This window comes from Litoreibacter sp. (assembly GCF_039974535.1).
Lineage (GTDB): Bacteria > Pseudomonadota > Alphaproteobacteria > Rhodobacterales > Rhodobacteraceae > Litoreibacter.
Genome location: NZ_JBDWIU010000005.1, coordinates 54,834 through 71,712 on the forward strand (window position 1 = coordinate 54,834; position 16,879 = coordinate 71,712).

At 51.3% G+C, this 16,879-nt stretch carries 12 protein-coding genes and 1 pseudogene; 1 reads left to right on the forward strand and 12 read right to left on the reverse strand.

The window, feature by feature from the left end:
* Position 1: 1 nt before the first annotated feature.
* The 11 genes from ABJN86_RS03635 to ABJN86_RS03685 all read right to left on the reverse strand — a co-directional run bounded on the left by ABJN86_RS03635 (position 2) and on the right by ABJN86_RS03685 (position 13,175).
* Positions 2-622 (reverse strand): alginate O-acetyltransferase AlgF, encoded by a 621-nt coding sequence (locus ABJN86_RS03635; protein ID WP_348367727.1) that lies wholly within the window; start codon positions 620-622, stop codon positions 2-4.
* Entirely contained in the window at positions 619-1,956 is a 1,338-nt protein-coding gene (locus ABJN86_RS03640) for a hypothetical protein (protein ID WP_348367728.1), read from the reverse strand. Before ABJN86_RS03640 ends, ABJN86_RS03635 begins: the two co-directional genes overlap by 4 nt.
* Positions 1,953-2,789 (reverse strand): hypothetical protein, encoded by an 837-nt coding sequence (locus ABJN86_RS03645; RefSeq protein WP_348367729.1) that lies wholly within the window; start codon positions 2,787-2,789, stop codon positions 1,953-1,955. The genes ABJN86_RS03640 and ABJN86_RS03645 overlap by 4 nt, the downstream gene beginning before the upstream one ends.
* The gene (locus ABJN86_RS03650; RefSeq protein ID WP_348367730.1) at positions 2,782-3,861 is read right to left on the reverse strand and encodes a hypothetical protein; all 1,080 of its coding nucleotides are present in this window, start codon (positions 3,859-3,861) and stop codon (positions 2,782-2,784) included. Before ABJN86_RS03650 ends, ABJN86_RS03645 begins: the two co-directional genes overlap by 8 nt.
* A 12-nt stretch (positions 3,862-3,873) precedes the next feature.
* Positions 3,874-5,298, reverse strand: a complete 1,425-nt coding sequence (locus ABJN86_RS03655) for an MBOAT family protein (protein ID WP_348367731.1) — start codon at positions 5,296-5,298, stop codon at positions 3,874-3,876.
* A gap of 27 nt (positions 5,299-5,325) precedes the next feature.
* Positions 5,326-6,756, reverse strand: coding sequence for a NosD domain-containing protein (locus ABJN86_RS03660; protein WP_348367732.1), 1,431 nt, complete (start codon positions 6,754-6,756; stop codon positions 5,326-5,328).
* A gap of 76 nt (positions 6,757-6,832) precedes the next feature.
* Entirely contained in the window at positions 6,833-8,233 is a 1,401-nt protein-coding gene (locus ABJN86_RS03665; protein WP_348367733.1) for a sugar phosphate nucleotidyltransferase, read from the reverse strand.
* 64 nt (positions 8,234-8,297) lie between these two features.
* On the reverse strand, positions 8,298-9,404 hold the full coding sequence (locus tag ABJN86_RS03670) for a hypothetical protein (RefSeq protein WP_348367734.1): 1,107 nt from the start codon (positions 9,402-9,404) through the stop codon (positions 8,298-8,300).
* Positions 9,405-9,428: 24 nt separating this feature from the next.
* Positions 9,429-10,913 (reverse strand): glycosyltransferase, encoded by a 1,485-nt coding sequence (locus ABJN86_RS03675; RefSeq protein WP_348367735.1) that lies wholly within the window; start codon positions 10,911-10,913, stop codon positions 9,429-9,431.
* A gap of 5 nt (positions 10,914-10,918) precedes the next feature.
* A complete protein-coding gene (locus ABJN86_RS03680; RefSeq protein ID WP_348367736.1) occupies positions 10,919-12,235 on the reverse strand; it encodes a nucleotide sugar dehydrogenase in 1,317 nt (438 codons plus the stop codon).
* A 253-nt stretch (positions 12,236-12,488) separates the two neighbouring features.
* Positions 12,489-13,175, reverse strand: coding sequence for a response regulator transcription factor (locus ABJN86_RS03685; RefSeq protein ID WP_348367737.1), 687 nt, complete (start codon positions 13,173-13,175; stop codon positions 12,489-12,491).
* Positions 13,176-13,532: 357 nt separating this feature from the next.
* Here ABJN86_RS03685 and ABJN86_RS03690 point away from each other — a divergent pair, with 357 nt between their 5' ends.
* Positions 13,533-15,584 (forward strand): hypothetical protein, encoded by a 2,052-nt coding sequence (locus ABJN86_RS03690; RefSeq protein ID WP_348367738.1) that lies wholly within the window; start codon positions 13,533-13,535, stop codon positions 15,582-15,584.
* 191 nt (positions 15,585-15,775) lie between these two features.
* Here ABJN86_RS03690 and ABJN86_RS03695 read toward each other — a convergent pair.
* Positions 15,776-16,096: pseudogene (locus ABJN86_RS03695) on the reverse strand (transposase); the annotation flags it as partial.
* Positions 16,097-16,879 lie beyond the last annotated feature (783 nt).

The following is a 16,879-nucleotide window of genomic DNA, read 5'->3' on the forward strand; positions in this document are numbered from 1 at the left end:
CTTACTTGAAAAAGATGTTGGCTGTTGAAAGTGCGGTGAATCCATCTTCGCCATCCAGCAAGATGATCGACACACCGGCTTTACGCACGAGACTGATCTGTGGAATCTGCGCCAACACCTCCCCGTTTGCGTGGACTTCGAAGTCCAACGTAAGCGGTGCACGTACCGACACGGTTTGCGATTGGTTGGACGTAGTTTCGGCGATGGCCACCGCGTTTGCTGCAGGTACAAAAAGGTCAACGCTGTCGGCTGATGACAGATTATAGATAGAAATATCTGCCTTGGCTGGGCTGTTGGTAATTTCATCGTTGAAGACTGTCGGTTCTCCGGCATCATCAAATACAACTGTGTAATAAGTACTTGCGCCGACATTCAGGTCGATTGTGCCGTTGGGTAGGACGATATCAACATCACCAGGAAGCACATTTACGTAGGCTGAAATGCCGTTTTCCAGATCGCGCAGGGTATTGCCCTTGATGGAGGCCACTGTTTGGCCGAGTGCAATGACCCGTACATAGCTTGAGTTCGGGTCGGAGATATTTTCGTAAAGACCATCGTCTGCAGATGCGGCCGAGAGTGTGGACAACAAAATAACACAAGCACCAATGATTGAACGTTTCATGATTCATCCTTTGTAAATTTGGGGCATAAATAGACAGTTGGGGCGATAGGGAGGGGATGCTCTAGGTCGATACGCAGAGTCGCTGCACCATCATCCCAGAGCCCAGACAGAGGCATGTAGAACCGGCCTGTCCGGTCCAAACGTTCACCGCGTTCGATTGTTTTGACGCGCTCGAAACCTGTTGAAGAACCGAATGCAAACTCGGCGCGGGCATCAATGTTTCGCTGTGTGTCGATGAAAATTGTATCCTCGGCGGAGAGGTTATAGCCCGTCAGGTCAACCGCGACGGAAGCGCCTTCAACTTCCGTAGGCATTTCGATGAGGCAGGTGCGCCCCGCAGCGGCAATCAATTCACGCATGGGGGCGTCGCCGTATTGAGCTAAGTTGTTATAGATCGGGTTTTCCCAAACCAGAACTTTCGGTGGCGAGCTCTCGAATGCTGGAGAAGTGAGGTAGGATGTCATCGCCCCAAATTGGTTCCCACCGGTCATCGCGTAATTGATGACTTCGAGCTCGGAATATTCAGCTAAGAAACCAGGGAAATTATTGATGGGGCTGTCGGAAAATGAGGTTCCAAGAAGCGCGACTGGAATTGTATCAGTACCGCCACCAAACAAATCAAAACCACCTTCGCCGAGGTCTAATGACTGGTTTTGCGTCGTCTCGTAGGTGATGGAAACTGCTTCGGGTAGTGTCGTTAAACAGCTCTTTTGCAGAATGCGGCGCATTCCTGAAAATGCTACGCTCGTCTCTTGAGCGGTCGTTTCAAACTGCGATTTGGTCATGTCTGGGTAGTCTGGCAGAGCGCGAATTGTGTTTGCTATGGCGCGGGCTGTTTCGCGTGCGCCCGCCGCGGACCAGTGGAAGTCTGCTTTGAAAAAAGGCAGCTGACCTTCCGGCGTTTCCAGCATAGCAGCACGGGCATCAACAACAGTCACCCCAGCATTTGTAAGGCGTTGTAAAATATCCAAGTGAACATGTGTTGCTACGTCTAGATCAAAGCCATACAGGGCCGCGTTGTCCGGCAGGTGGTCTGGCATAGTCACACTTTTCGTCGGTATTGGGACAAAGATGAGTGTCGTTCCGTTAGCAGCCAAGGCCTTTGAAAGATCGGCCAAACTTTCAACGGTCTGGTCCGAAAAGGGGTGGTGCATTCGAAGGTCAGCATTGATGCGATAGAAAACGCCATCACGTCCTTCGATGGCGGACAGCTCGCCATTTTCTTGCAGGCCGCTACATCCGAAATTCGAGGTCGGTTGAGTAACTTGAGCGTGGGCTTCTACGGCCCAAAGAGAGGTGAATGCACAGGCGATTTGAACGGCGGAACGGATCATGGGGTCACCTCAAGTAGGTTGGTTGGGCGGATTTTAGGTGCGATTGATGTCAACGGTTGCGAAGCCAAAACGGCGCTTTGTTGCGTATTGAGCGCGTCTTCAAAGTCTGGGCGGGACTGCAAGTCTGCCTCAAGAAGTGGGGTGAGGTTTAGGGCGACGACCTTGGTTTCTAACGATGTCGCGGTACTGGCGACGGTCAGGTATCGCCGTGCACGCAAAAGTTCGGTTGTTGTGGGTGCTGGATCGCGCATGATTGTCACGGCCATCTGTAGGCCGAGTTGCGCGGCACCCTCGCCAGAGGCGCTTTCCATCAGGACGATCAAATCGCTGCTCAATTGGCCCAACGGATCCTCCGCAAGTTGGTACCGCATGACGGCGTCTAGCGCGTGGCTATTGCCTGCAAGCGCATAGGTGATCAAAATGTTCTTGAGCGTTTTGCGCCGACCTTCGGACAGGGTTTCTGGGTCGATGCTATCGAGTGTCCGGATCAGCCCCGTGATCGCGCCGCCACGCCCCGTGGCCGCTGCGATCCCGTAATAGTGCGCGGTATCTGCACGCAAGCTCTGGTTGTCACTTTGTGCAAGAGTTTGCGCGAAACGAAGTGCCGCGAAACCATCGCCTAGGTCTGCCAATTGACGAATGTTTGAAATGCTGATGTCATGACCAGCGGCCAAAGCCTGACGTGCATTTACCAGTGTTTGGCTTGGTAGCTGATGAGAGGAAGTGATACCGGAAACGACCTTCACGGTTATCCTTTCAGGGGAGACGTCTTGCGCTAGTGTGGCGTGGGGCAATAGCCCTGCCAACATAGTTCCGAAAATGAGGTTACGCATTTTCATCACCACTGTTGTTGAGTGTGTCTTTCAGCGAAGGATCGCTGAGATATCGGATGGGAAACTCCCAAATGACGACAGGTGGTGCATTGGCAGGGTCAAGCTTGTCGAGGAAGTCTTGCATTGGAGCAATTGGCCCTCGACCTTCCTGCGCGTAATTTACGATGTCTTGGGACAGCGAAAGCTTCAATGCTTCTAAAAAGCTCCAGTTCGGATTGGCCGAATAGCTGGTGCCAACCAAAACGGAAGGCGCCGCTGTATCGGCCCCGAATAGATCGAGCGACCCGGTCTGGGCATCAACGGATAGCGGGTTCGCGGCATATGGCGCCACGGTTTCGGCTGGCAGGCCAATGATCGGAGCCAGTCTTTCAGACGTAACAAAGGACACCAAGTCGCCTTCGAACGATAGGGGGGCGAGGGGGACGCGCTCGAACGAGTCAGAGCCCGACTGAACTAGCCCAGATTGAGAGAGGCTTTCAGCGACTGCTGCGGCGCCTTCGATGGTCCAGTGTGTATCTGTATGAAAAAATGCCAGTTCTGTAGACTCCAGTGCCGAACGTGTGTCGACTGTTTTGATGCCAGCTTGAATCGTATTCGAGACGAAGGTGTCGTAAGTTGCCGCAATTGCAGTGATCTGATCAGTATGGCTAGGCGTTTGGGAGAATTCGATCTTCGCTGGGATGGGGACCAAGACAAGCTCGGTCCCGTATGTTGCCAGATCCTGTTGGATCGTCACGATCCAATCCAAAGTTTCGGAAAGCCCCTGAAGCGCGATGTCTTGATCGCGGAATTCTTCGTCGGTAAACAGCCAGCCGCTTTCACCCGCGACCACGCCTTTTCGCCCCTCATTCAACGTGAGGTAACGCAGAGCCCCAACCAAACCAACTGCAGGCTCTCTGTGGGGGAGGTTGGCGCGATAAAGGCTATCAATCTCGCTCGTGAATTCGCCGTTCAGAAGCGCGTCAGGCACAGGTTTTTCAGCTTCGCCTGTAAACAAAGAGAGGTTGGCAAACGCGGCGTAGCCGAAGAACGTCAGCGGGACAGTTAATTTTGTAACAAGGCGAAACGACATCATACGCTCCGATCAGAATTGGAAATAAAGGAAAGGTGAGAAGCTTTGCTCGGCGAGCTTCAGGATCGTTACGGTCCCGATTATGAGGACGGCCACCGTCGCTGCGAACTGTAGCGATGTTACCAAAACAACGCTGCTGCCAGCCCCCGCGTGGGGCGATTGAGGGTGGGCTAGCTTGTCCATGAACCCATCAATTCGGGGTTCGATGTAGACGACACAGGCCGCAAGAAATGCGAGGGCGAGGCTTTCTCGTGTAACCGACATCCAAACGATTGGATCGCCGATGATACCGTTCATTCCAATCATGCCCGCATACACTTCGAAGGCTTCGCCGACATGCGTGGCTCGGAACATGACCCACCCAATCAGTACAAACACCATGGTCAGCGGTAGGGCATACCAGTAGGACTTGGCGTTGCGATCCCAGCCCGTGAACCGTTCCGCAGCGAGCAGCCCACCATGCCAGGCGCCCCACAATACGAACGTCCAATTTGCACCATGCCATAGGCCGCCAAGCAACATAACAAGCATCAGGTTCATGTATGTACGACTCGTACCTTTGCGGTTTCCACCCAGTGAAATGTACAGATAGTCGCGAAGCCAATTCGACAGCGAAATGTGCCAGCGGCGCCAAAATTCGGTGATTGATCGGCTAATATACGGAAAGCGGAAGTTTTCGAGGAAACGGAAGCCCATCATTTTCCCGAGGCCGATCGCCATGTCGCTGTAGCCTGAAAAATCGAAGTATAGTTGCAGCATGTAGGCGGCTGCACCTGCCCAGGCCAGCGCCATACCCGGATTGTCGGTTGCGAACGCAAGATCGGCCAGTGGCGCAACGGCGTCGGCTAGAATTACCTTCTTGCCGAGCCCGATCAAAAAACGTGCGAGGCCGTCGCAGAACATTTCTACAGAATGATCACGTTTGCGAAATTGGTCTTCCAAATCTTTGTACCGAAGGATGGGCCCCGCGATCAGTTGTGGGAAAAGTGCAATAAAAGCGGCGAAGTCGATGAATTTTGCATCGGCGGTGGCATCACCACGGTGGACGTCAATCAGATAGCTGAGCGCTTGGAAAATGTAGAACGAAATTCCGATTGGCAGTATCAGGCGCCAGTGAATGCCGAGGCCTGCGGTGTCTGTCCCCAAGAGGGCTGCAAAGCTGTCGAGAAAGAAGTTAAGGTATTTGAATATACCCAGTACGCCAAGGCAGCCGACCACACCAATGGTCAAGAACGTCTTGCCACGTTTTGTGCCTCGGTGTTTGGAAATTTGCTGGCCAATGACGTACGCAAAACAGGTGGTAAGAAACAGCAAACCTAAGAAGTCGACCCGCCACCACGCATAGAAAATATATGATCCTACGAGTATTGGATAAGACCGGAAACGAACGGGCGTTGCGTAATAAACGAGCAGAAAAAGCGGCAAAAACAGGAACAAAAAGGATTCTGATGAAAAGACCATGGATTAACCCTCCAACTGCGTAAGGCAGGCTAGGCGCGTGATGTTGAACAATTCAATTCCACCGGCCCGTAATTCGATTGCATCCGTACCGCGAAGATTGGTGACGATCCGCGATGTTTGGGAGGCCAGATCACCGTCGAGGAAGCGAGGGAACTGGTTTCGAAAATCGTTTTGGTTCAGCACCAGATGATCGGAAGAGGCTGAAGAAAGGCCCACCCTATTTCCAATGAATAGGTTGTCGTTCAGCCAGGTTGTCGTACCACTTGGTTGGGCACCAATAAACAAACCGGAACTGTGGTTGCCGAGCATTTGATTTGCAACAATTCGGGAATTTCTGCTCGTACGCAGTTCAATCCCTTTGCGAAGGTTATCTACGGCTACGTTTCCGGTGAGATCGACACAGTCTGAATGCATGACGGAGATGCCGCTGCCGCTTTTCCAGATAATGTTGTCCATTATCGTTGTTTCGTGACTTCCCTCGGTTACGAAGATACCGGGGCCTGACGCGCTGAAAATAATGTTTCGGAGGACAGTATTGTTCGTGGCGCCGCTCATGAATTTAAGGGCCGCTCCGGCTGCCCCGCCGAGAAAGACATTCGACGAAATGAGAGCGTTGTTTGTTGATCGTAAAATCAGCCCGCCAGCGGCTTCACCAACAAACACGTTCGATTTGATAATGGGGGATGTGCCGCCAGCAAATGTAGCACCTTGGACATCCCGCAATACTGTGTCGGTGAGGTAGGATTGTCCGATCGGGGCGTATAGCCCGCGATTGATGATGGAAACACCTGAATACAGGGCGGTGTCACCGAAACCCAGTCTTTCGAATACCGAATTCGAAATTTGCGCTTGTCCAATGCCTGCGGTTGCTACGAAAGGTACGAATTGTTCGGCGGTTTCGTTTGTATCTGCGGTGGCAGAGATGGCGGCGTCGTCCATAACGAGAACACCTAGGTTGGCGATAAATGCGCCGTCTTTGGTGCTGAGTTCCAGTTGATCACCGGATGTCATGTCAAATCGACCATTTTGAAACACTACAAGTGGCACGTGAAGAGTGTCATTATTCAGCAGTTTATTTGGATCGGGTTGGGCAGAAACCCAAGCGCGGAGTTCATCAAGATTTACCTGACCATCATTGATGACGATGGCCTGCGGTGTTGAGGTCGACTGTGCCCTTACGATCGAGAGTTGATCGTTGCTGCCAGCCGCGAAGGAGAGCTGTAGTAACACAAGCCTGAGATCGATGAGTTCAATGTCCGCCGCGCCCGTTGATGCACGCGGCAGCTCTGCTTCAAAGGTATGCTCATCATTTTGATCAAAGAGTCCTGCCACCAAATGGTCGACGCGGGACGGATGCTGCAAGGTGGCGCTTTGCTCACTTAGGCCTGTGTAAACATCAAAGAGCTGGGTGCGCAGTTCTTCATAGTCGTCCATTGTTTGCGCATCGCCTGTGCTTAGTGTTGCGCAAAGAAGCGCGAGGCCAAGCATAGTGCCACGTTTGAAGTGAGACTTACGCATTAACAACTCGTGGCTCGTCGTTGCCTGTGGAGATTTGTGACAATAGCGTTACGAGGATGACGTCGATCCTGTTCGGCGAGGAGTTGGTCAGCTTTGTCTGGTCAATGACATCCAGCGTTACACGTTCGCCTTTGCCAAGTGTTCTTCGGCTTAACCCGTCGAAAATAGAAAGCCCGCTGCTGCCTGCGATGATGTGACGGCCGGGCAGTGGATCGACAGAGATCGACGAGCCGGAATTGATGCGCAGTAGTGTCATGTCGTGGTCAGATGACGACGTGATGTGCTTGCTTTCGCCCCACTGATGTTCGCGCGTTAAGTGACGGTTTGCTTCCCGTCGGGTTTCCGCCTTGAGTGTTTCGACAACGGCTTTCACATCTTGGCATTTGCCACGTGCGGTTACCAAAACTGCATCTGGTGTGTCGACAACGATTACATCAGATAGGCCCACAACGGCGACCAATCGATCCTCCGAGCGTACGTAGGTGTTTTGGGAATTGATCGAGACAACGTCGCCGGAAAGGACGTTTCCGTCTGAGTTTGCGACGCCAATGGCGTGCATCGAAGTCCAGCAGCCGACATCGCTCCATTCCACATCAAGCGGTGCCATTGCGACTGAACGCGCCTTTTCGAAGATGATACGTTCTGTCGGTTCGTTGGTGGCTTTTCTAAAGCTGTCGGGATCCAACTGAAGGCAATTGCCATTCCATTCGCCTTGTTTGACGGCGGCAACTACGGCGCTGTGCGTTGGCGCATCCAATGTCTTGAACTCTTTGATGATCGTCTTGGCGGAATAAAGTGCTATACCGGACGCCCAATAGGCCAAGCCTGATGCGACTAACCCTGACGCTATTTTTAAAGGGGGCTTTTCGACGAATTCTGCAACGTTGTGCAAGCCGGAGTATGAGCTGAATTCGCCACCATCGGTAATGTAGCCATATCCGGTTTCCGGATAGGTCGGCTTGATCCCAAACGCTACGATCCGGCCGTCATTTGCCGCTTGGCGCATGGCTAAAATCGGAGTGTTCAAGTTGCCGACAATGACGTGATCCGCGGGGAGGACAAGCATCAGGGCATCGGGCGTTTCTTCAGCAAGCACTAGGGCTGCGGCCAAGACTGCCGGCCCCGTGTTGCGGGCCATTGGTTCGCAGATTACAGTCGCATCACACTGTATTTCTTGTAGTTGTTTAACAATGGTTCGGTAGTTTTGAGTGGCTGTCACGACCACTGGTTTGCCGAACCCTTTGGAACGGTGCCGTTGAATTGTTGCCTGAAAAAAGGTCGGGGACCCCGGGCCCGCAACGTTTTGGAATTGCTTGGGGCTTTGAGTACGTGACATCGGCCAAAGGCGTGTACCTGTACCACCACACAAAATAACTGGTCTAATATCTTCCATTTTGGCAATCCTTGCTATCTAAAACCGATAATTGCGAGCAATGTGGGCTGGCGACTGCTGTCGCTCAGATCCCGTTGGAAATTTCTTTGATCCGATTTACTAAAGCGTCTGGAACTATGTCGCGACGAAACCGTAACCGAGCGATGTCACCGACTTGGACTTGTGTTTCATCGATGTCTGAAAGCGTGAGTTTGGCCGCCATCATCTCATCTGTTTGACCGCCAGCTCCTAAAGATTGCTCGATCAGTGTGACCTCAACGGGCAGAACGTTGCCATTAGCCAGCTTGAGCTCTGCTGTGTCCCCTGAAATGATCCGTGCTGCGCCCTCTGGGCTGATGAATGTCTGGGCATCAATTCCGACATCGTCTGACACCAAACGGACAAGAGGGGTGCCAGCGAGGATCGTTGCACCTTCGTAATAGTCCGCCAGAGGCTGAATGTCGCAATCGCATGGCATCCGTACACTGAGAAGATCACCGGAATTCGCGCTGATTGAATAGATCACATCGCTTTGGCCGGCCTGATTGTTTGTGTAGGTAATTTGGCCTGCCGATGTCGCGCGGAGGATTTCACCACCTTGGCCAATTACAACTGGACGAGGTTCATAACTGAATACGAAACGATCATGGATGACGTTAGAGGCGATCGCAATAAGGCCCACGCTCGAGGCGGCAATGCAGAGTTTGCGCAATCCGCGACTGAACTTTTGCATCTTTGTCGGTGCGGTTGGCGGCGTTTTGTGTTTCGCTTTGGTTGGTCCGGTGTAACCCAAAAACCGATCCATCGTGACTAGGTCGCCTGCAAGATGGCTATTCAAGATATAGCGCAGCGGTGCAAGGTGGCTGGCTGATGGATCGCAGAACCGTAAGCAGTAATCGGGGTTGTCGCTATCTCCGATTTTCTCGATATCGGCGAGCAAGAAAAGGCTTAGCGTAAACCCTTCAAAGTCGAACTGTAGCGCAATTGTGTTTCCTTCTAGATTACTGTTCGGGGGAATTAGGCCAGAAACGTGAGCCTCGGTTACGGACAGCGACTTTCCCTCAAGCCGACGGCCCGTGATACGTGCTGAAAACGGCATTTGCAGCTGCGGGTGCTCACTTTCATAAACGAACCCTCCTGTAAGGTTCTCTTCTGAATGAGTTGCCCGTTGAGGTGAAGTTAATTCAGTCATGTTTTCGTCCCATGTTTATAAGTTTCAAACTATGCCAGTGAGATAGAGCACCCCAACCGTGAGCCATCCCATTGCCAGAAGATGAAGGTACGCAGAGCCAGCGGAGTTGATGCGTTTGCCAAGTGTTTGGCGTGTTGGCGTGCCAGATGCGGTGGTTTGTCTGGTCCATTTCTGCCGGTCCAAACGAAAGGCGACATATGACTTCACTAAGGCGCCAAAAAGCTGTCCAAAATACAAAAGAAAAGGATAGACGATGGGGAAGCTGTGCCCGCGGAACAGGCAAATTCCTGTGCAGAAAACATATCGGGTGGCCATGACCCATGAGATGTATATGGGCACAATCATTGGGTCGTAGAATATCGCCGCGATTATCATGCACAGGGGGCCTGCAAGTGTTGTCCACATTGAAATGCGTTGATCCAAGATCGACCACCACGTGAAATATCCGATATGTGACGCGGGCAGTTCCAAGGCGCGGCCGTTTGTGCGCAACATATTTCCGAACCAACGCACCATGAGGACTGTCGCACTGGCAAAGAATTTAGGTTTTGGCTGTGTCTCCATTGAGCTGGAGGCGACATCTGGCAGATAGGCCATTTGGTAGCCATTTTTCATGAGCCAAAACCAAGTGGATTTGTCATCGCCTGTCAAAAAGTTGACCCGCCCTAAGCGCCAATGATCGATGTAGTCAGCCTGAACCGAATTTACAAAGTCGGGGGTGGTTGCGAGGTCTGCGCGAAAGATTGACATACGCCCGGTTAGGGTCAGCACACGGTTGCTTAGACCCATTGAACACATCATGACCTGTCGTTGGTCAAACCGCAGTTTGAACCAGTCACGGAACAAGCCAGGTGTCGGGATTTCGACGTCTTCATCGGTTGTAAGGGCACCGATTTTTGGGTTCGTGAAGAACGGAGCGGATTGTGCGACGATGTCCTCTGGCACGCAGCTATCACCATCCACAAAAACAACGATGTCGTTTTGGGTCGGACATTGGCGCGCAATCAGGTTGAGGGATTTTGCCAACGCATCACGTTTGCCGGTTCCGGGAATTCGGTCAACGACGAGGTTCACCGAAGCCATACTCATCGGCATTGATGCGTAGATCTGTTGGATCAAACGGGCATCGGCGCCGTCAACGACAGAGGCAACGATTGTTGCGCCATTGCTGGCATTCGCGGCTGCTGTAAAGATGCTGCGGTAGACAGGGACAGTTACACTGCTTTCGATCATATAGGAGGTGACAAGAAAGAACGCGTGAGCGTCGACTGTCTTTTGATCGTACCGCGCCTGAGCACGGGCTTTTCGCCGAGGATAGGTGAAACGCCGGAAGATGACAGCGCGGGTGAAATTAATGGCAGCCCAACTGTACCGCCACATACCGAGAAAGCCTAAAACCAAGACGGTTTCCTTCACGTCCCCAAGCAGCCCTGCTGGAACCGTACTGGCCAATAGGATCGCGGTTGACAGAAACGCGAGGTGAGAGAGAACGTGAAGAACCAGTGTCATAGGACTTACCAGCAGATGCCGTCGTAGCTGTCGCCACTGACGCGGCTGCGGCTGATGCGGGTAAGGTCGATTAGCAGCTTGTCGTTTACTGCGTTCAGTTCTGGCAAAACATCTTTGTAAATATTGCCGACAACGATTGCGTCTGACCCGTTGATCACTGCCGTCAGGTCTGGATTTAGACGATCTTTCAAATCTGGAACAACATCGTTGCCACGGCCTGCCGTTGAGTTTTCGTTGGCATAGGCTTCATGGACGAATGGATCGAAAATCTCGACGCCGACACCGTTTTTGATCAGGCGCGCAGCAAGTTCTGCGAGAGGGCTTTCGCGCATATCATCGGTTCCAGGTTTGAAGCTGATTCCAACGAAGCCGACTTTCTTGGCTTGCGAAGATTTGACCATTGTTTCGGCTTTAACGATCTGCGCTTCGTTGGCTTCCAAAACTGCGTTGAGAAGTGGTGCTGGTGTTTCATTCACAGCGGCAAGGTGGCGCAACGCACGCACATCTTTAGGCAGGCAAGAGCCACCAAAGGCAAATCCGGGGCGCATGAAGTATGGTGACATGTTCACCTTCAAATCAGAGCACAGAATTTCCATGACTGATTGACCGTCAAGCCCGCAGGACTTTGCGATGTTTCCGATTTCGTTAGCGAATGTGACCTTAACAGCGCGCCATGTGTTGGACGTGTATTTTACCATTTCAGCTGTACGCAAATCGACGGTGTGGATTTTGCAGTTCAGGTTTTCGTTCAGTTCCGTGAGGATGTCCCGCGTAGGGTCGTCCATTGCGCCGAAGACGATCAGGCCGGGGTCATAGTAGTCTTCGATGGCGGTGCTTTCACGCAGGAACTCGGGGTAATAACCAACCCCAAATCCTTCACCAGGAACTTTGCCAGAAGCTTTGGCCAAAACAGGAATGCAGGTGTTTTCGCAGCTGCCTGGGACGATTGTCGAACGGATGATAACCGAATGAAAACCGTCTTTCTCTGCCAATGCCACACCGATATTGCGGCAGACGATTTCGACGTACTTCAATCCCACTGAGCCGTCAGCGGCGCTAGGGGTGCCGACGCAGACGAAAGATGCATCGGTGTTGTTGATCGCAAAAGAAACGTCATCAGTTGCGCTTAGTTTGCCCGCTGCCACTACGTCTTTTACAAGTTCGTCGAGGCCGTTCTCTACGATGGGAGATTGACCTGCGTTGATGGCATCAATTTTGCCTTGGTCAACATCGACTGCAATTACTTCGTGACCGTCTTTCGCCAAGCAGGCTGCTGCGACAACGCCGACGTAACCAATTCCAAAAATACTGATTCTAGCCATTTGAGCCTCTTAAAATGAATTTCGCGTTAACGATGCTGCAGTGCAGTAAAATGTGCCAGTCGGTGAAATCCCTACGTTGTAAGGAAATATACACTTTTTTGTGATATTTAGTCTAATCGTTTGAAATTTAATAATAAAATAAAAGTGCCTCGCCCTAATTTAGGGCGAGGCGGTATGAGTGAATACATAATTAGATATGCTGCAGATGCATCTTTTTCGGTTTGAAAGCAGTGCTTGGTGTATTGGGAAGACCCTAATCGAGCCAACCTTGCTCGTTAACGAATTCGACAATTTCCGCTCGGTCCATCAGCTTCAGTTTTTTGCTTGCACGGGACTTATAGGTGTCGACGGTCTTGTTACTGATATCGAGTTGTTGTGCGATCTGCTTGGAGCTTAACCCACGTGCGAGGGCGACAAGTACATCCTTTTCCCGGGCGCTTAGTCCGTGAAGGTCGGCCGGTTCTCCTAATGTTGGCCTTAGATGTGATCCAAAGCCTTGGTCGAGGAAAATACCGCCGCTTAGGACGGCTGAAAGGGCAATTTTCACACGATCAAAATCGGATCCTTTAGACACGCATCCTCGGAAGCCTGCATCAAGAACTGCACGCAGCATGTTATCCGTGACATTGAAGCTATATGCTAAAAGTTTAGTCTTGGGGCTTGCACTGCGAACAGCGCGGCAAAAGTCGATTAGATCAAAGTTTCCACTAAACTTAAGGTGCATGGGGTCTAGGAAGAGGACATCAGGCTTAAGCTTGCCAGAAGCCTGAATCAGGTCGCTACCGACTTCCTGAAAGCTACATCGCACGTTTCCTAATTCGTTCAGTTTCATAGCCAGCATGTCCGCGAGCACTGGGTTCTTATCAATTAAGTGTACAGTTTTTACGTCCTCATGGTTTGATGCAAAATGGATTTCATCATTTCTTTGAAGATTGGGCATGTGACCCTTCAATCATGGTGTCAAAAATAAGCGAAAATACGCTAGTCCGTTTGTATAATTGCTAAGTGGTTTTCGGTTGTCTAAATTCAACCTAAGGTAAACACTGTTGCTGCTTATGTGCGAACACACGGTGCGGTTGAGATCAACCAAAATTTAACATGTCGCATGTGATTTTCACCAATTGGACCAATTTTTTTATCTAAAAAAGCTTCGCGGTTGATAAATTCCATCATTTCGTCGAGCGGAGGTCATTTTTTGGGCGCAATTTAATAGTTGGTTAAATGAAACTCCCCGCGCGGCATCCCAGAATACACGCTTCACCAAATTCAACGAATCTCAAGCAGAGAGGAATGGTCTATGGCTATGAACGACATTTTTGTGACCTCCGATATGTCAGTGGCTCACATTCAAGGGCTTATCGATGATGCGGAAGGCGCGACAACAGTCCACCTTGGGGCTGGAACATATACCTTTAGTGACACGCTTGTGATTGACCGCAGCGATGTGTCTTTGTCTGGTGCCGGAGACGACCAAACACTCATTGTTGCGGACGCGTCGATGGCGTCCGATCCTGTCATCCAAGTTGGTCATGACGTGTTTTCACCGAACATTTTGGATGAATTCAAGATCGCCGCGCCAGCAGTCGCTGGGGACAGTTCTATCGAGCTGGAGGCTGATCATGAACTTAAAGCGGGCGACTATGTCTACGTCACTCAGGAAAATACAGATGAGTTTTTCGAGGAAATTGGCGATGAACTTTGGCAGAAGGACAGTGACCTTCGTACAATCTTATTGAAGGTCAGCGAAGTTGATGGAAATACGATTTCCTTCAACGGGGAACTGAACTTTGACTATGATCCGGATATTACCACGGTAGAACATCGCGAAATACTGGAGGGGAATGAGCTGTCTGGGTTCACAGTCCAAGGGAGTTGGGGCGAGGCTGATCCTGGCGAGTTTTCGAATACTTTAGGTACGGATAACGGAGCCACAGCAATTCTTTTGGCAGGGACGAGCAATGCGGAACTGTCCGAGATTAACATTCTAGATGCGGCATCACACGGGATCACCATCGCAGGGTCAACGGATGTTGTGCTAGAAGATATTCTAGTTGATGGATCTGCCGATAAAGGCGCTGGCGGGAATGGCTACGGCATTTGGATCCGGGATGTTTATGACAGTGATTTTTCCGATTTAACGATAACAGACGTGAGGCACGCTGTTGTTTTTGCCAGCTACACGTCGGCATCCGGCAATGTGATTGAACTGGATTACACGAATCGCGACATCAATTTCCACGGCGGTTTAGATACAGACAACATCGTTACTGTTAACGCGTCGATCCGGACAGGCGAAGAAACATCCTATATGTCGCCGACTGTGTTCTTCAATTCAGGAACGACGTATGGTGCCCCGACCAATGCAGATGCAAATACGGTTGTCTTTGGCACGGTTGTCGGGACGGTCCGTGGAGACATAGCAACATCTAGTGAAAGCGGTTCATACATCGAGTTGTTGGGGGGAAGTGACATCGCGGTTACGGGAGATGGTGATGACTATGTAGATATGGGATCCGGGCAAGATACCGTTTTTGCATCTGAGGGTCACGATACACTCATTGGTGGATCATCATATGACCGTGTTTATTTCGAAAATGATGAAGAGACTTACAGTACCCAGTTGGACGGTGACAACTTGATCGTTTCTTGGGGCGACAATTCAACAAGTTTGTCTTTGTTCGAGGAAGTCCATTTTGCCGACAATTCTTACGACTTTGTGGCCGTGCCTGAAAATACTGAAATTGGAGGGCTTCAGTGGGAAGAAGGTAACGGTGAACAAAGTAGCGTTGTTTCTGGTGGTGCTTCTTGGGAGCGTGAAGCGGTTAGTTCGTCTTCCAAAATGGGTGAGGACCTGAATGGTTTGCTGCTACAGGGCGCCGAAGATTTAGATGTCTTTGGGAACGATCTAGATAACAGTATTCTCGCGAACAAAGGTGACAACTGGCTGCAAGGGGACAGTGGCAATGATCGCATCTTTGCGCGAGCCGGTGATGATGTCCTATTCGGTGGAGACGGGGACGATCTTATCCATGGCCAAGCCGGCGACGATGTTCTCATTGGGGGCAATGGAACAGATACCTTGATTGGCGGTAGGGGTGCCGATGTGTTCGTTTTCAGCGAAGGCCGCAATATTATCTCGGATTTCAATGCTGCTGAGGGCGACACAATTCAATCCAACACCACATTTGATGAAGACCCTTTTACTGAATCGTTGAATGTATTCATTAATACTGGGGAAAGTTCGGAAGATTACCGATTCGATTTCACGAGCGACGGGTTGGAAATTTATTATGATGACGATGGCAGCATGCTTGTGAAAGACACTAATTTGTACGATTTTCTGCTGTAGTTTTACATTCCTGCCTTTCGTTCTAACCGACTTGGTTGGCTCTCAATATCGACGCGTGGTGGTCCGTTATGACGCGTGTCGTCGGATATGCATGAGGCCAGTCGCACCTTGAACTGAGCGGGCGGCAATTGAGTTTCTTCCATCGGATCATCGTCGTTTATGAGGTGCCCTTAGTTTCCTAGGGTCAGGACTCATAACCAGAATATGACGGTTGCTGCGAGTGCGATTGCGGAGAGGAATACGGTTGGCGATCTGTCATAGCGGGTTGCGATGCGCCGTCAATCCTTGAACGTGCCGAACATTCTCTCGATGCGATTACGTCGTTTGTAGCGGCGCTTGTCATACTTGACGGTTTTCTTGCGCGACTTGCGGCCAGGAATGCAGGGCTTTGTGCCCTTGTTTACAAGGGCTTCACGGAATCGATCAGCATAGTAACCCCTGTCAGAGAGGAGCCATACAGCCACAGGGAGGCCGTTCATCAAAGCCGCAGCGCGAGTATAATCGCTTAGGCGACGGCGCGTTTGCGATGATGAGCGAATTTGGTGTGTTGGACCAAAACGATCAGGCGTCATTCAACCGCTAGTGGTCCTTCGCGATGCTGGGTCTAAGTTTGGCTGGCAGCGGTGTATTGGGCTACGCAAAAAATATTACTCAAGCCAATCGGGCTGGATTGGTCGGGCATAACCTCGATTTCATTGCCGAGGCTCCAACCCGCGCGCTCGCCACCGCGCGCCAAGCTATCGTGGGTGTCAGAAATGCCCACTTTGGCCAACTAACCGTTAGTTATGCTCCACAGCCTTCAGGCAGGATTGCGATGAACATTCAGGGTGTCGGCCGCGTTGTAGCGCCACACTGGGAAAGCCTTCCTCGGCTATGACTGCGGATGAATACGGCTACACGGGAAGCCATCAGCGAAGCTCAAGAGTCGCAACCTCGGAGCGGGAGATGCTGGCTTCGTGTCTATTCGGGGTGGCGTGGCAAACAATAATCAAGCACGCAAAATTGCTTATGAAAGTGCGGCTCAGGCCGGCCTTCGAGGACCGGACCTAGACCGCTTGTTTCCCGGAGGTATTTTTATTGGAAAGCAGGGCGAAAGCAGCGCCCTAATTCGCGCTAACCTCTCGCTTCGCGTAGCTCCACTTGCAGCCACATCAGAATGAACTCAGCCAACATCCACTAGCTTGATAATCAACTACACGGTCCCTTAGGCCATGCATAGAAACCGCTGAAATGGCACAGCCAGCACGCGGCACATCGACCGGACAGAAAACTTTGCGCGGTGAGCCTCAATAAAC

What these genes read in the sequence shown, in the direction of transcription:
- ABJN86_RS03685 (WP_348367737.1), bottom strand. Translation starts at nt 13,175, where the DNA reads ATGCCCAATCTTCAAAGAAATGATGAAATCCATTTTGCATCAAACCAT.
- ABJN86_RS03670 (WP_348367734.1), bottom strand. Translation starts at nt 9,404, where the DNA reads ATGACTGAATTAACTTCACCTCAACGGGCAACTCATTCAGAAGAGAAC.
- ABJN86_RS03690 (WP_348367738.1), top strand. Translation starts at nt 13,533, where the DNA reads ATGGCTATGAACGACATTTTTGTGACCTCCGATATGTCAGTGGCTCAC.
- ABJN86_RS03675 (WP_348367735.1), bottom strand. Translation starts at nt 10,913, where the DNA reads ATGACACTGGTTCTTCACGTTCTCTCTCACCTCGCGTTTCTGTCAACC.
- ABJN86_RS03680 (WP_348367736.1), bottom strand. Translation starts at nt 12,235, where the DNA reads ATGGCTAGAATCAGTATTTTTGGAATTGGTTACGTCGGCGTTGTCGCA.
- ABJN86_RS03650 (WP_348367730.1), bottom strand. Translation starts at nt 3,861, where the DNA reads ATGTCGTTTCGCCTTGTTACAAAATTAACTGTCCCGCTGACGTTCTTC.
- ABJN86_RS03665 (WP_348367733.1), bottom strand. Translation starts at nt 8,233, where the DNA reads ATGGAAGATATTAGACCAGTTATTTTGTGTGGTGGTACAGGTACACGC.
- ABJN86_RS03660 (WP_348367732.1), bottom strand. Translation starts at nt 6,756, where the DNA reads ATGGACGACTATGAAGAACTGCGCACCCAGCTCTTTGATGTTTACACA.
- ABJN86_RS03635 (WP_348367727.1), bottom strand. Translation starts at nt 622, where the DNA reads ATGAAACGTTCAATCATTGGTGCTTGTGTTATTTTGTTGTCCACACTC.
- ABJN86_RS03645 (WP_348367729.1), bottom strand. Translation starts at nt 2,789, where the DNA reads ATGCGTAACCTCATTTTCGGAACTATGTTGGCAGGGCTATTGCCCCAC.
- ABJN86_RS03640 (WP_348367728.1), bottom strand. Translation starts at nt 1,956, where the DNA reads ATGATCCGTTCCGCCGTTCAAATCGCCTGTGCATTCACCTCTCTTTGG.